Origin of the sequence: Pseudanabaena sp. UWO310, from assembly GCF_006861605.1 — a bacterium.
Lineage (GTDB): Bacteria > Cyanobacteriota > Cyanobacteriia > Pseudanabaenales > Pseudanabaenaceae > Pseudanabaena.
In genome coordinates this window covers 26,104-40,159 of the sequence record NZ_SELU01000016.1, presented here as the reverse complement: position 1 = coordinate 40,159, position 14,056 = coordinate 26,104, and the positions used below count along the sequence as shown (strand labels likewise).

Here is a 14,056-nt window from a genome sequence, read left to right as displayed (position 1 = left end):
TTAACTCCTAATACCAATTCACTTAAGTGAGCCAACACTTTGGTGAATTAACAAACAAACCCAGTAAGGTTTTGAGATTCCCAAAATGGCAACGCCATTTTGGGAATTAGTATAACCACTGACTAGCTTCTTTTTAAAGCAAGGATGCTCAGAAAGAAACTGGAGAAAATGACTTGAAAGCCCAGCGCTAAGCAAGTAACTGATGGAATAACGATTCGCATAGTTTGGCTAGGATTCAGGAATCCAAAGGAATTCAATTCCCACATTTTCAGTGCGTAGATAGATCCCATGAAGCCCATAAAGATTAGGAAAATTCCGCATATCAACCCCTTCTCTAAGTTGAGAAAATGTAACAGCCTTTTGAGTCGATAATCATCGGGAATTATACCTTCAGCCATGGCAAAAGCTTTGGTAAATATGCTAAACACCACGGTTTGGAATCCAATCACAATTGCCGTAGTTGAATAAATTAAGGAATGGACTTTAGTTCCACTTAACAGGATGATCGCAGTCAGCAATCCCGCAATCATCAAAATCATTCCTGGGTAGAGAAATAGCCATCTGGGACTAAAAAGCAGTAAAAATCTTAAATGCCGCCAGCCATCGCGCCAACTTCGCAAATGGGGCGAGCGGTTGCGCCCATCAGGATAGAGAATAGTAGGCACTTCGGCAATCTGCATTTTGTAGAGGCTTGCTTTCACAATCATTTCACTCGCAAATTCCATTCCTGTAGTTTGCAAATTTAATGATTCGATCGCATCTTTTCTGAATCCTCGTAAACCACAGTGAAAGTCACCACAGGGACTAGGAAAAAATAAACGCCCGATCCATGTAAGTACGGGATTGCCTAGGTATCGATGCAAAGGGGGCATGGCTCCTTTTCTGATGCCACCTTTGAAACGATTACCCATAACCAGTTCATAACCTTCTAGGAGCTTATTGATAAACAAGGTTAGGTCGGAAAAATCATAACTATCATCAGCATCTCCGATGATAATATACTGACCTTCGGCATTAGCTATACCACCTCTAAGGGCGTTGCCATAGCCTTTTTCTTGGATATGGACAATACGAGCACCTAACCGAGTGGCGATTTCTTGCGAGCCGTCGGTGCTGCCATTGTCAGCTATTAAGACTTCACCATCGATGTCATGGCGAAGAAAATAGTTTTTCGCTTTGGTAATGCAGGTTCCTAAAGTTTCTGCCTCATTTAGGCAGGGCATTAGTACAGTTACTAGGGGTTTTTCTGAGGCTATTTCTTGCATGGTTTGTTGCACCTTAATTAACAGCATCAATAGCATCATTGCCAAGCAAAACTTATCCTGAATTATAGCATCAGAATTACGGAGATTTACAGGTTTAATTCATTAATGCAATATAATTCCAATCGGTACTTCGTGCTAACCTTCTCCTTTTGAGGTGAATGTAAGTAGCTAAGCATAAGTAAACTTAAAACCTAGAAGAGCATACCGCCCGCTAAGCGGGCGGTATGCTCTCTGGTTTTGGTTTTTAATTAAGCCTAGCTACTTAATAAGTAGTTACGGAAGTTCTTAATTAAGAAAGGGTTTAGAAGAAAGGATTTAGAAGAAAGGATTTAGAAGAAAGGATTTGGAAGAATTGGAAACAATTAGGGATAGGTTGCCTATTAGCTATCGGTTTTGACTCGTTTTAGCATCGATAATTTTGCGATAAAAATGTTAGATTAATAGCTGCTGAGAGTAATTGCCAAGCTATCAAATCAGCATTCCCCAACTTTTTCGCATGTTAATTATGACCGTCAATACCGCTACAGCCAAGTTTTCCCCAGCCGAGATCAAATCTGAGGGGTTAACCCTAGAAGAATATCAAATGATTTGCGATCGCCTCGGTCGTGAGCCTAACAAAGCCGAATTGGGGATGTTTGGCGTAATGTGGTCAGAGCATTGCTGTTATAAAAATTCGCGTCCTTTACTAAAACAATTTCCCACTACAGGCGATCGCATTTTGGTTGGGCCTGGGGAGAATGCAGGGGTGGTCAAAATTACCGACGAGATCGCGATTAGTTTTAAGATCGAGAGTCACAATCGCCCCTCCGCCGTCGAGCCATACCAAGGCGCAGCCACAGGAGTCGGAGGTATTTTGCGCGATATTTTTACCATGGGTGCAAGACCCGTGGCTCTTTTGAATTCCTTAAGATTTGGCGAACTGTCCGATCCTTGGGTACGCAGTCGCGTCAATGGCATTGTCAACGGCATTGCGGGCTATGGTAATTGTATCGGTGTGCCCACGGTGGGTGGGGAAGTCTATTTTGACAAAGCCTACAACCGCAATCCGCTCGTAAATGCCATGGCGATCGGCATTATGGAAACGAAGGAAATCGTCAAGTCGGGCGCTTCAGGAATCGGGAATCCCGTGATCTATGTTGGTTCTACAACGGGACGAGACGGTATGAAGGGGGCGAGTTTTGCTAGTTCCGAACTTTCAGACAAATCGGAACAGAGCCGCCCTGCGGTGCAGGTGGGCGATCCCTTCCTTGAGAAAGCCCTAGTGGAAGCTTGTCTAGAAGCATTTAAAACGGGTGCGGTGGTGGCAGCACAGGACATGGGGGCTGCGGGGTTGACCTGTTCCACTTCAGAAATGGCGGCGAAAGGAGGTGTGGGGGTTGTACTAGACTTGGATAAGATTCCTGCCCGTGAAGCGGGAATGACTCCCTATGAATATCTACTTTCCGAATCACAGGAACGGATGCTATTTGTCGCCCATCAGGGAAGAGAGCAAGAACTAATCGATATTTTTGAACGGTGGGGACTTCATGCCGTGGTGGCAGGTGAGGTTCTAGCGGAACCAATTGTGCGGATTCTCTGGCATGGTGAGATCGCGGCGGAGATTCCTGCCACTGCGCTGGCAGACAATACACCCATTTATCATCGTCAACTCGCTGACACCCCTGAATATGCCCAAAAAGCTTGGGCTTGGGACGAGCAAACGGCGATCGCTGCTTTTAAAACGATTACGCCTAATGAGGCTCTTTTGCAACTCCTCGATACCCCTGCGATCGCTTCCAAGGCGTGGGTCTATCGCCAGTACGATCATCAAGTTCAGAATAATACGGTAATTTTTCCAGGAGGAGCGGATGCGGCGGTAATTCGTTTGCGCAGTCAAGGCTTCGGCACGGGTGAGTTGGATTCTAGACAATGCAATGTGGACTCTCTGGTGGGAGTGGCGGCTACCGTCGATTGCAATGCCCGTTATGTCTATCTCGATCCCTATGAGGGAGCGAGACTGGCGGTAGCCGAAGCGGCTCGCAATCTCTCCTGTGTTGGCTCGGAACCGCTATCAGTTACGGATAATTTAAACTTTGGTAGCCCAGAACATGCGATCGGTTATTGGCAACTGCATGAGGCTTGTCGCGGTATTGCCGATGCCTGCCGCGAATTGCAAACCCCTGTTACGGGCGGCAATGTTTCGCTTTACAACGAGACCATTAATGCGGAAGGAACTTCTCAGCCCATCTATCCCACTCCAGTCATCGGCATGGTCGGACTAGTTGAGGATGTGACTAAGGTTTGCGGTCAGGGCTGGCAATCCGCTGGGGACGCAATTTATCTGCTCGGCAGCGATCGCGTTAGCTTGGCGGGTTCGGAATATCTTGCCTCAGTGATCGGTGAGGTGGCTGGCAAACCCCTGCCCGTAAACTTTGAACTAGAGCGCCAAGTGCAATTGGTCTGCCGCCAAGGTATTGCGCGGGGGGTAGTACGGTCGGCTCATGATTGTTCAGAGGGCGGATTGGCGATCGCCTTGGCGGAGTCCTCTATTTCTGGCAAACTCACGGCTCAGATCCAGTTGTCGGCGGTGGAAGGCTTACATCCCACCCAAATTTTATTTGGCGAAGGGGCAAGTCGCATTGTTGTGTCAGTCAAGGAAAGCGATCGCGCCTTGTGGGAAGAACACCTTGGCGATATTTTGGACAAAAATTGGCAATATATTGGCAGGGTCAGCGAGGCAAATAGTGACCTAACCATTGCCGTTGGCGATGATCAGGCGATCGCCTTATCCCTCGCCCAAATCACGAAGAATTTTAACGAAGCGATTCCCAAACGTATGGGACATGGCTTATAAAAATCATGCTAAAAGAGGATGGGCGGCGCTTATCGCCGCCCATCCTCAACCCCAATAGAGAATTGCGGCGCTCTGCGCTGCAATTCTCTATTGTTTTTTTCACCTTGCGTTGCTAAAGCTATACATTGCGATAGATTATTTTGTATGCAAAATTTTTGATGCCAAGCGATCACTATCGATCGCAAACAAAGAGGGACGTTCCTTAGAAGGAATAGTCATTGAAGTAATAAAATCAACCTTCCAACGCTGCACGTAGGTTTGTGGTAGCGGTACGAGATCATCCTGCAAGATCTTTTGGAGCGCTGGCTGAGAGTTACTGAGTATCCCAACTAGATCGTCAGTTTGACTGCGAACTACAACTAGGCAGGGTTTTGAGACGACTCTCGCGCCATTGACGATGAGGGGCTGGACTGTGTTAGCGGCAGTTTGCGCCTGTGCAAATAGGAGCTTGCCGAGATCAACAATCGGCACATTCTGCCCTACGACAGTAAGTTTGGGAATAGTTTTTTCAAGGGGAATCACCCGATAAATGGATTTGACGGGAAGAATAAACCATGCGAGGCGCATTCTAAAAGCAACATATTGCTGCCCGATATCGGTACGAAATTCGGAAAGTCTTTGCGATCGCAGAGAAGAAATAGCTGGCATAGGGATTCTGAGTTTTAAGTTGACTGTAGCTGCCGATTAGAAATCAGTTGCGATAGGGTTTGTAAGAGCTCGTTATCCTTAAAGGGCTTAGAGAAATATGCCGATGCTCCCAAACGCATCGCCAAATCTCGGTGCTTATTACCACTGCGCGATGTGAGCATAACGACAGGGAGATCTTGGTAATGGGGATCGGCACGGGACTGCACTAAAAAGCCAAAGCCATCGAGACGGGGCATCTCAATGTCGCAGATGACCAAACTGACCTGAGCATTTTTAGGCAATGTTTGCATTTTTCGCAATTTTTCCATCGCCTCCAGCCCGTCCTTAGCTTGTTCGACCCGATAGTTGGCTTTTTCTAGAGTCATCGCGACAAAGCGCCGCACGTTAATCGAATCGTCAACTACCAATACCGTCGTTCTCTGCGTATCTTTCTTCGGCATGAGCGTGAGTGGCTTGCTAAGGGGGAGATCAATATTGATCGCCCAAGCAACTAATCCATCAATATCTACCAGAGGTACGAGCTTACCGCCGCCCAAGATCGCACAACCCATAAAGCCTGTGGGCAGAGGAATGAGACTCTGGACACCCCGAATCGTAACTTCCTGCTCACCCCAATAGCGATCGACTTGCAACCCAAACGGCACATTATTATGGGTTACGATCGCAATTAAGGGCTCATCGACAATGGGGCGGTTTTCCGTTTCTGTCTGTAATTGAGGGCGGGAGAACTGAAGGCGATCTCCAAGTTTAAATAAAGGTACGGAATATCCTTCCCAATCGAGCAATCTCTGATCGGCAACGGTGTGGATCTTCGCATCTTTAATGAGAAGAATTTCTTCAACGCCGCTGACGAGAATTGCCATCTGTAAGCCACTGCTCTCAAACAGGAGCACCTTAGCAATCGAGAGAGAAACGGGTACTGTCAAAATAAAAGTCGTACCTTTACCCGCTTCGGTTTCAACGCGGACGTTCCCCCCAATTCTATTCAAATTCGAGCGGACTACATCCATGCCCACGCCGCGCCCTGAAAGCGAGGTTACGCGCTCCGCCGTACTAAATCCAGCTTCAAAAATCAACTCCAAAAGCTCGATGTCGGTCGAATCATCCAGATCACTCTCACTTAATCCCATTTGTAGAGCGCGATCGCGGAGTTTGGCGAAATCGATCCCATTACCATCGTCGCTGACCGTAATTATGGTTTGGTTACCTCGATAACCTGCGGCAATTTCGATCCTCCCCTTCGGTGGTTTACCTTTGGCAATACGAGCTTCAGGGGATTCGATCCCATGATCGAAAGCGTTGCGAATCAGATGTAAAAGCGGATCTTCTAAAACTTCAATGACCGATCGCTCCACCAATGTCGAACTACCACGGACTACCAATTCAACCTGCTTGCCATGGGATAGGGATAGGTCACGGAGGAGGCGCGGGAATCGGCTAAAAATCTCACTAAGCATTCGCATTCTCGCCTGCTCGATCGCCGTTTGCATTTGCCGTGAGGCTCGCCCCAGTTCGCGTTCGGTGCTTTCGGTATCGGTTAAAGCGGTCTCCAAGTCGCTGGACACCTCCTGCAACTGCACCACGCTATCCATAATTTCCCTTGATAGTACGTGCAACTCACTATAGGAGTCCATTTCTAAGAGATCAAATCGACTGGCATAGGGTAGAAAAGTTTCGCTAGGGGGGAGAGCTAACTTTTCCGAAGGAGGGGTAGCGGCTATGGGTTTAAAAGTTTCCGAGGTGGCTACCCGATCGTAGGCTTCTCTCAATTGCGCGTTAGACTGCTCTAACCCATGCATTCTCTTATTTAAAAGTTGCACTAGGTCGCGCATCCGTTTTAACTGAAGGCGCAATCCACTCCGCTCCGCATTCAGTTCACCAAAGCGATCGCTCAGCAATTCCAACTGTTGTAAGGGAATCCGCACCGTAGTACCGATATTTTGTTCAGATTTATGCGATAGATTTTCGCCAATAGTCGAATCGGTAGGGGTTATATCTTGAAAATCTGATATGTCCAGTAATGATTGATCGAGACTGATGGTCGGATCTTCATAGATAATATGTTCATCATAGATAATACTATTCTCATGTTGAAGATCAGTTTCCTCTAGAGAATCCTGCAAGGTTGACTCTGGCGCAGGAGTAAGCAGATCTTTAACTGACGGTGGGTTTGCCGTTACTATTCCAAAATGTGCGGGTAAGGCTTGAAACTGACCAACCAAAACTAGCGCTTGCGATCGCCGCCAAGCCGCTAATGCTGCGGTTGCTACTGCTTTAAGATTATTACTTTTGTCTGCTAAGGCTTGAGCGATCTCTTCACAAAGTTGGCTAAAGGCTGGCAACTCCAACATTTCACCTAAACAGCCAAACTCCTGACTCGTAAGTTCAAATTCTTCCTTAAGTAACCGCGCATTGGGATCGTTAAGAACGCTAGTTAAGCGATCGAGGCAAGCATCCACTTCAGTCGTAAACATGAGGACGCGCATATCTTGCCCGACCTCTTCGGATAGAAGACTAGCTTCATCGTGGGAGGATAGGTCTCCTAATATGGCATGGAGCCGCCGAAAAGGTGGGTCAATCTGCTCCTGCATCCAATCAATATTGGGTAATTTGCGCTGCTTATGAATGTTGGCAACCTTACCCATACCATCGATCACGCCTAGAAATAGGCTTTCCATCTCAGAAGCGATCGCTGTTTGATTTTTAGCTTGCAAGATCTTAAAAAAGTCTTCTAACTGGTGGGCTAGCTCGCTGAGAGCTTGAAAACCCATCATGGCAGCCCCTCCCTTCATCGAGTGAGCGGCTCGCAAAATTTTATTAATCGCCGATTTCTGTAAACCGCGATCGCTCAAACCTAATACTTCCGTTTCGATTTCAGCGAGATAATCTCTAACTTCATCAAGAAACAGTAATCGCACTTTCCATTCGCGATCGGTTAATGTATCAATAGCCATATCGACCTCTACTAATTTTGATATTTTTAGATCGATGGTCAATCCATGAGTTATCTATGATTTATCTATGATTTATCTATGATTTATCTATGAGTTATTTTTACCTTGTCTTAGGCTTGCCTTTGCCTTGTCTTTGCCTTGCCTAGGTAAAACACAAATTGACCATCAAAGATTAACCATTAAAGATTGAGCGTCTAAAGATTGACCATCAAATAAAGGCTATGCCACATCCACCTTAAATGTCTCCACTGAAGCTTGCAGCTTACTAGCTACGTTTGCGGTTTCTTGGAGAGCGATCGCTACTTCTCGCGATGTTTCTGACGACTTCTGCGATTGATTGGAAAGATTTTCCATAACCGACTTCACCGATTGTGAAGTTTGCACCTGTGAAGTAGTAGCCGAAGAAATGCCTTGGAACAGTTCGTTTACTTTCCTTGCCACTTCCACAATCTGATTCAAACTTCTACGGGCATCCTCAACCTTATTCGTACCTTCAACCACCTGTACCGTACTAGCTTCCATGGATTCCACAACTTCGCTAGTTTCCTGTTGAATGCTCTCAACAATTCGCGAGATTTCCTTGGTGGCTGTTGCTGACTGCGCCGCCAATGCACCAACTTCTTCCGCAACCACCGCGAAACCACGACCTTCTTCCCCTGCGCGAGCCGCCTCAATACTGGCGTTTACCGCTAGCATGTTGGTTTTGAGGGCAATTTGATCGATCAGTACGACTACCTTAGAAATCTGTTGCGAAGCTTCACCCAGTCTCTTGACCTTTTTCGCTGTTTCCGCAACGGTTTGGCGTAGTTGGAGGATACTTTCGGCGGACTTCTCGATCGCTAAGCTACCAGTTTCCGCAGTTGCCGCCGCTGAGTTAGAGGCATCGGCAGCTTCTTTCGCGTTACTTGCCACCTGTTGGATCGAGTCGGTCATCTGTTCTACCGATTGCAGCGCATCATCCAGTTGTTCTGCCTGTAGGGTCGCGTCGCTGGCTAGGGTACGAATCGATTCATTATTAGTGTTTACTGAGGTGTTTACCTGCAACGTGGCAACTTTTACCTGCGATACAACGTCCCGCAAACTTTCCACGATCGCGTTAAAAAAGTCGGCAACGATCCCAATTTCCCCAGCAGATATCTTAGCGCGTACGGTCAAGTCTCCCGATGCTGCACCTTCAACGTCCGATAGTAATTCGATTAACTCACGCTGAATCGATTCGCTGCGCAAACGCTCTCTTTCGGCGGCTTCCGCCGATTGTTGTACTTGGACTTCTTGGAGGGCGATAAATTCCTGTAGCTGTCCGGCCATTAAGTTGATGTTGCCTCCCAACTGGGCTAGCTCATCTTGCCCTTGAACCGTAAGCCGAGTATCGAGATTACCCTTACCTAGTTCAACCACCGCCGCCGTTGCATCGATAACGGGTTGGGTAGCGCGTTGGGCGATGAAAATTGCCAATAGGGTCGCGACAGCCCCCACGCCTGTAGTGGCAAGGAGCAAAATTAAGAGCAACTGTTGCAAGGGCTTAAGCGCGGTATTACTATCAATTGCCAGTACTGCGTCCCATTTTAAATCTGGCAGTCCATCCAACTGGGGCAGGGGAGCGTAACCCGCAAACTGCTCTTGCGAAGTTTGACTGTCAACCACTGTTGCGGAACTTGTTTCCCGCTTGGTAAGAATAGGAGTTAATAAGGGAAGATCAGATTTAAAAGTACGTCCAATTCTATCCTTGTCCGTCGCCAAAAAGAAACTACCGTCAGATTCAGTTAAGTAGTATTTGGAATTGCCGCCACCAACGTCCTTAATTACTTCGTCCAACGAATCCGTTTTCAGTCGAGCGCGAATAATTGCAATGGTTTTACCCGTGTTAACATCCTTAACAGGCGCGGCAACAAAGATACTAACTTTTTTAGTTGAAGGGGATATTTCAGGTTGACTGATGAAGGGCTTATCAGTTGTCAGAACCGTTTGGAACCAAGGTCGTTGGGAAACGTTAGGAAGGGAAGGTTCGCCAGCGTCAAGAAATACTCTCCCATCTAAGGCAGCTACCGCAATACTGTCATAGACCAGATAAGACTTAAGATAATTTTCGAGGATTGTCTTTTGTTCTGGGGCTGTTAAAAGGGCTTGTACTTTAGGGTTGGTTAAAAATGACAGTTGCGACAATGTTTGAGCATCTCCATATCGCTCCCGCATAAAATATGCCATCCGAGTTGCCAGACCCTGAGTTTGGAGAGCTTGAGACTGCTTGGTTGTATTCGCGATATTTTGTCCAACATAAAAGTAAGCAAAGCCCCCCAAGGAAATCAAGGGAATCGTAATCGCCGCCACCGACACAAGCGTAGTTTTTGAGCGCAATCCTAGAGCTTGCCACCATTGACCGATGGATTTGCGCTGTTTTGCTGCGGCTCTTTTCCCCGATGTAGGCGGAGCCGTTGAGGTAATTTCCGTTATATCAATGGAGCCATTAGCAGGGACTTGATCGCCCTTATCCTTGATTTTTTCATTGCTATCGACATGGGTACGCGAATCGAGAACCATTGATTTATCCTCTGTTAGTTTTATCTGTTAGTTTTGGCTGTTAGATCGAATTTGTATCGAATTTGTATCGAATTTGTATCGAATTTGTATCGAACCTGTATCGAAAATTTTTTGAGGTTAGGCTATATAATTCCAAAGATTTGCCCGTCCTAACCTTCTTAAATAGCAAATCTAGATCGCAAATCCAGATCGCAAATCTAGATCGCAAAATTGAAGTTCGCGATCGCCTCAGCATCAAGTACATATATGCTGTTATTGCCATCGGGAGCCATCACACAACCCTTAAGAAAAGGTACGGTTTGGAGTGCAGCCTTAGTATTTGGCAATACTAAGGGAGATACGATGTCTGTCTCGGTAAATCGTAGTACTCGGCTGACACTATACACAGCGAGACCGAGAAACATATCGGCTATTTGTAAAACCGCTATATGCTTCTCAACTGTCGTCGAATCGAGGGATTCAAATCCCAATAATTGCGGTAAGTCCAGTACCCAAAAAACATTACTGCGGTGCTCGACCAAACCAATTAAACAGGAATGAACGTTGGGCATTTGAGTAAAGCGATCGCCTCCTAATGTTAAAGTCTCGCGGATAAACTTTAACTGCACGGCAACGTTGATATTACGTTCCACATACAGACTTAAGTAAGGCAATCCTGCGATCGCTTGCGATTTCTCTTCCCGTAGTTCAATCGTCAAATTACTCACGTCATTCTCCCAAATTTAGAGACTGTACCGCTTGCACTATGTCATTTCTTGTAAACGGCTTAGTTAGATAGGCATCTAGCCCCTGTTTCATACCCCAAAATCGATCTAAATCCTGTTTTTTTGCCGTGCAAGCAATGACAGGAACAGCCCCTAGGATCGATTTTTTAATTGCTCTACATAGTTCCAATCCACTCATCTCAGGCATCATGAGATCTGTAATTACAACGTTAGGTCGGCTTTGCTCGAATTTATCCAACCCATCTTTCCCGTCGCAGGCACTGATTACAGAATATCCGCCTTCTCGCAGATAGTCACAAATTAATTCGCGTTCTGAACTCGTATCTTCCACAACCAATACTTTAATCAAGATTTTATCTCCTTGCTATTATGTTGAATTGGATAGGATGAGGTTTTGGATGAACTTCTAATTAGGAAATAATTAGTAAGTTAGTAGAGCAATGTAACAACGTCTTCTGCGATCGCGGTATCAAGAAGCCATTCTATCTAGACTACCGAACGAACTGCTCTCAATATATCGTCACGAGAGAATGGCTTAGTTAAATAAATAGCAATTCCTTGTTTCATCCCCCACAATCGATCCAGCTCTTGATCCTTAGAAGTACAAGCCACTACAGGAATGTCCTTAGTGTCGTCGTTCTTTTTTAAGCTCCGACATAGCTCCAATCCACTCATCCCAGGCATTACCAAATCGGTAATTACTACATTGGGTTTCTTGTCTCCAATCTTTTTGAGAGCTTCCTGTCCATTTGTTGCAGTAACAACATTATACCCACCTTCGTCTAAATAGCTAACAATCAAATCCTGCTCGGAAGGAGTATCTTCAACCACGAGAATCGTCGTCATAATAGCCTCTAAAATTGCTTTCAGTTAGTTAACTTTGCCTATTAAATACATTAGATTTGGAATTTCAGTCTTACTTTTAATCAAGTAATTTTTATCCAATTTTCTAATTCTAAATAGGACATAAATATAACATAATTCAGTTGTAATTGTCCCACATACATGACTTAGAAGGCATTAAGAGACTATTAATCAGCCAAATTATGTATATTTTAGAGCAGATGCCGCATCATCATTTTGAGCAAGTCGGCCTGCATAAATGGCTTAGTCAGGTAGTCAGTAGCCCCTGCAAAACGAGCTCTTGCGCGATCAATTATCCCCTTATTTCCTGTTACCATAACAATGGGAATATCCTTAAGGGCTGAAGACTTGCGAATTAAAGTACATAGTTGATAACCATCAACATTAGGCATTCCTATATCCAACAAAATTAGATCGGGACGAATTGAATTAATCTTCATCAACGCCTTCATGGAGTCTTGGATTAAGGTAACTTGAAAATCTTCTCGTCCGAGGTAACTGCTAATAATACTCAACATCGATTCGCTATCATCAATACAGACAATCTTCCATGTTTTGGCGGATTGACTTTTGAAAGCTTGCGAAATGTTGGCGATATCATCCCCTGAGCTAACTTCATCAGCGAAAGTTTCCGACAGTTGCGTGATATTTTCCTGCTCAGCTTCGGGAGCTAGGTAGTAGGTATGGGGGAGCATGTCAAAGGGTGATAAGGGATCCCTTAACAGGATCGCACCATCACTAATGAGGGTACTGAGCTGCTTAGCGATCGCTAAAGGATCCTTCGACAATAATGCTCCCAATTGACAAAAGTTAAATCCCCGTAAAATGCGTCCAAGGCGTTGGACAGTTTCAGGAGACATGCTCTTTTCGGCGGTTGACTGACTGACTAAATACGGGCATTGGTAAGGAGAACGAATCGTAGGTCCAAGGCTATACCATGCTTTTAGACGCTGATTAACAACTTCGACGATGCGATCGATCGATAAACTGCAATAGGTCTGTTGCAGAAAATGCTCGTAATACATATCGTTAAAGTTGCCATTGGGTAAGCAGAGGAATGATTCCACTACTTCCTGAATGATCCGCGCCACTAATTTGCCAGCCATCGGCTTGGGCAGGTAGTTCTCATCCACTAGCCAAAGAATAGCTAGGTATTCAACACAAAGCATTTCGCTCGTAACTTTGTATTTTGCCTTTTCGGGCGATGGATCATCAAACATCAGCCGCAGTTGCGATCGCAGTTTATCGTTCAGGGAGGGTACATCTCGGCTGAGCGATCGTAAATGTCTTTCTAGACGCTCAAAACTATCTAAGGAGTGTGAGGCGTACACCAATTTACCGCGTACTATATAAAACGACCAACGAACGCGATCGCGGACAAAATAAACGCATCCATCTCTGCTTAATTCCAAACTTTTTAAAAGTTCGCGAGCAGATTGTTTTTTGTCTTGACTTACATCGTCTATATGAATGTCAGAACACATCATAGTAATTACTACCAATTGTTAAGTTCGGAATTGATATCGAAATCACACACCTTAGGAATGTTTTGATTTTACGAATGAAGCCTTAAGCCTTTTAGCCCTTGCATTATCAAAATGATTATTGAAATTATCGTACCCCCCTGAAAATCTTTATCGGTCAGCAAAAAGTAGTAGATCGTTTTGGAAATAATCCCTAATCCCTTACATTCGGCTTCACAAGCGTTATTAATACTAACTATGCTGGATGAATTATGCTGGGTTAATTATATTAACTTAAGCCAGTTGCTTAATTATTTAGCTTAATTAAAGATATTGAAAATGATATTTTCCAGTATCTCCCAGCGAAGCCAGCTATTTTAATTGAAGCCCAGAATCTCAGAAATTAAGCGCAATAACTTCTTAATATCTTTTAATGGCTCACTTGTGATGTATCGTTAATTCCCTTATCGGCTATTAAAGCATAGTCTGATCGCAAATGGAATAAAGTTGCCATAGCTCAACCATATTTAAGCAATAGCTAATAACTGTTAATAAAGTTATTAATCCCAAAATATACCTAACAACTTACCCAATTGCCTAAGAGTAATTAAATTATTTCATATTTTATTTATACAAATACTTTTGATCTAGATCACTTCTTGATGTGATTTTTTATCCTAGCTTTTGCCTGATCCCACGTCTGCAAATATTAGCATAGCCGAGGATTTTTATGTATTATTTATATGTAGTATCTATAAAACGATTT

General features: G+C 44.9%; 9 protein-coding genes. 1 reads left to right on the top strand and 8 read right to left on the bottom strand.

Features of this window, described 5'->3' with window-relative positions:
* Positions 1–122: 122 nt before the first annotated feature.
* On the bottom strand, positions 123–1,292 hold the full coding sequence (locus PseudUWO310_RS07230; RefSeq protein ID WP_190315940.1) for a glycosyltransferase family 2 protein: 1,170 nt from the start codon (positions 1,290–1,292) through the stop codon (positions 123–125).
* A gap of 478 nt (positions 1,293–1,770) precedes the next feature.
* Between PseudUWO310_RS07230 and purL the strand changes: the two genes are divergently transcribed.
* Entirely contained in the window at positions 1,771–4,098 is a 2,328-nt protein-coding gene (gene purL / locus PseudUWO310_RS07225) for a phosphoribosylformylglycinamidine synthase subunit PurL (protein ID WP_142600082.1), read from the top strand.
* A 135-nt stretch (positions 4,099–4,233) separates the two neighbouring features.
* Here purL and PseudUWO310_RS07220 read toward each other — a convergent pair whose 3' ends face one another.
* From PseudUWO310_RS07220 to PseudUWO310_RS07190, 7 genes are all read right to left on the bottom strand, one after another.
* Complete coding sequence (locus tag PseudUWO310_RS07220; protein WP_142600050.1) at positions 4,234–4,746, bottom strand: chemotaxis protein CheW; 513 nt, start codon at positions 4,744–4,746, stop codon at positions 4,234–4,236.
* A gap of 14 nt (positions 4,747–4,760) precedes the next feature.
* On the bottom strand, positions 4,761–7,700 hold the full coding sequence (locus PseudUWO310_RS07215; RefSeq protein ID WP_142600049.1) for a hybrid sensor histidine kinase/response regulator: 2,940 nt from the start codon (positions 7,698–7,700) through the stop codon (positions 4,761–4,763).
* Between the two features lie 219 nt (positions 7,701–7,919).
* A complete protein-coding gene (locus PseudUWO310_RS07210; RefSeq protein WP_142600048.1) occupies positions 7,920–10,238 on the bottom strand; it encodes a methyl-accepting chemotaxis protein in 2,319 nt (772 codons plus the stop codon).
* 197 nt (positions 10,239–10,435) lie between these two features.
* Positions 10,436–10,945 (bottom strand): chemotaxis protein CheW, encoded by a 510-nt coding sequence (locus PseudUWO310_RS07205; RefSeq protein ID WP_190315939.1) that lies wholly within the window; start codon positions 10,943–10,945, stop codon positions 10,436–10,438.
* A gap of 1 nt (position 10,946) precedes the next feature.
* The gene (locus PseudUWO310_RS07200; RefSeq protein WP_142600046.1) at positions 10,947–11,312 is read right to left on the bottom strand and encodes a response regulator transcription factor; all 366 of its coding nucleotides are present in this window, start codon (positions 11,310–11,312) and stop codon (positions 10,947–10,949) included.
* A gap of 137 nt (positions 11,313–11,449) precedes the next feature.
* Entirely contained in the window at positions 11,450–11,809 is a 360-nt protein-coding gene (locus tag PseudUWO310_RS07195; protein ID WP_142600045.1) for a PleD family two-component system response regulator, read from the bottom strand.
* A gap of 209 nt (positions 11,810–12,018) precedes the next feature.
* Positions 12,019–13,314: a response regulator gene (locus PseudUWO310_RS07190; RefSeq protein WP_142600044.1), complete on the bottom strand. Its 1,296-nt coding sequence runs from the start codon at positions 13,312–13,314 to the stop codon at positions 12,019–12,021.
* Positions 13,315–14,056 lie beyond the last annotated feature (742 nt).

Coding starts and splice junctions, on each gene's coding strand:
- purL (WP_142600082.1), top strand. CDS start 1,771: ATGACCGTCAATACCGCTACAGCCAAGTTTTCCCCAGCCGAGATCAAA.
- PseudUWO310_RS07210 (WP_142600048.1), bottom strand. CDS start 10,238: ATGGTTCTCGATTCGCGTACCCATGTCGATAGCAATGAAAAAATCAAG.
- PseudUWO310_RS07230 (WP_190315940.1), bottom strand. CDS start 1,292: ATGCTGTTAATTAAGGTGCAACAAACCATGCAAGAAATAGCCTCAGAA.
- PseudUWO310_RS07220 (WP_142600050.1), bottom strand. CDS start 4,746: ATGCCAGCTATTTCTTCTCTGCGATCGCAAAGACTTTCCGAATTTCGT.
- PseudUWO310_RS07215 (WP_142600049.1), bottom strand. CDS start 7,700: ATGGCTATTGATACATTAACCGATCGCGAATGGAAAGTGCGATTACTG.
- PseudUWO310_RS07190 (WP_142600044.1), bottom strand. CDS start 13,314: ATGATGTGTTCTGACATTCATATAGACGATGTAAGTCAAGACAAAAAA.
- PseudUWO310_RS07195 (WP_142600045.1), bottom strand. CDS start 11,809: ATGACGACGATTCTCGTGGTTGAAGATACTCCTTCCGAGCAGGATTTG.